2 protein-coding genes are annotated in these 1,174 nt (G+C 68.7%); both read right to left on the reverse strand.

Features of this window, described 5'->3' with window-relative positions; translation table 11 throughout:
* On the reverse strand, positions 1 to 844 hold an 844-nt coding region (locus tag SI859A1_RS21960), incomplete at its 3' end, for a DEAD/DEAH box helicase (RefSeq protein ID WP_009207878.1).
* A gap of 39 nt (positions 845 to 883) precedes the next feature.
* Positions 884 to 1,174 (reverse strand): EamA family transporter (locus SI859A1_RS00200; protein WP_148233682.1); only part of this gene is annotated, 291 nt, incomplete at its 5' end.

Here is a 1,174-nt window from a genome sequence, read left to right on the forward strand (position 1 = left end):
ACGCTGGCGCATCGACGTCACGGTGGTGCTTCTGGCGCTGCTGGTGGCCGGCCTCGCGATCCCGCGGATGCCCCACAAGCGCCTGAATGCGATCCTGCTGTTCGCGGTGTTCCCGTTCGTGGCGCTGGTGCTCCTGACCGGCGGCGAGTTCCGCTTCGCCGGCGGCACGGTGGCGCTGGTCTTCCTGGTTGCGGCCGTCGCCACGCTGAGCAGCGTCCTGGCCAAGCCCGACGTCGACATCTCGCAGAGGCCGGTCAAGATCGCCGCCGGTTTCGCCGGTCTGGCGCTCCTGCTGTTGCTGGTTTCGGCAGCGGTGGATGCGGATCTGTTCCGCTTCCTCGGCTACCGGTTCTCGATCCTCTCGGTCGCCGCGCGCGTCCTTGCCGGCGATCAGCAGGGCCAGCTGCTCGGGCGTCGTCAGGAGGATGTCCGGCGGTTTCAGCTTCTGGCGCTGACGGCGCACCTGCGAGGTGTCGCCGGTGCGGGTCTCCAGGGTCACTTTCAGGCCGATCTCGGCGACCGGCTTTTCCAGATTGCGGGCGATGTCGGTGGCCAGTGCCTTCAGCGGCGAGATGTAGAGGGTGTGGATGCCATAGGGCCGCGTGCCGGGCTTCGGCCGACCACGCCGGTGCAGATCGACCAGCGATGGCAGGAAGCCGGCCAGCGTCTTGCCGGCCCCGGTCGGCGCGATCAGCAGCGCCGACGCGCCAGATTCGGCCCGGGCCAGGAGGTCGAGCTGGTGCGGACGCGGGCTCCAGCCATTGCGCGCGAACCATTCCAGGAAGGGCGCGGGCAGGGGGAACGGCGCGGAGCCGGGCAGGAAGGGGTCGGGTCGGACTGTCACAGCGCTTCAGATAGTGTCGCGCCCTGCCGATGTCCCGTTTCAGCGTCGGCGTGTCGAAAGCGCGAAGGCGATGCCGCCAAGAACGAGACCGGCCGCGATGACGAAGCGCTGGCCGAGGTTCTCGGAGAGGAACAGGACTCCGCCCAAAGCAGCAATGATCGGTACGGACAATTGCACGATCGCCGCCGACAGTGCCGTCAGGCCCTTGAGCGCCCGGTACCACAGGACATAGCCGAGGCCGGAGGTGACGGCGCCCGAGACGATGGCGATGAGGAGGCCGGCACCGCCGATGCCCGTCTGGAACAGCGAGAGCGCAACGAGCGGCAATGC

The organism is Aurantimonas manganoxydans SI85-9A1, from assembly GCF_000153465.1.
Classification (GTDB): Bacteria; Pseudomonadota; Alphaproteobacteria; order Rhizobiales; family Rhizobiaceae; genus Aurantimonas; species Aurantimonas manganoxydans.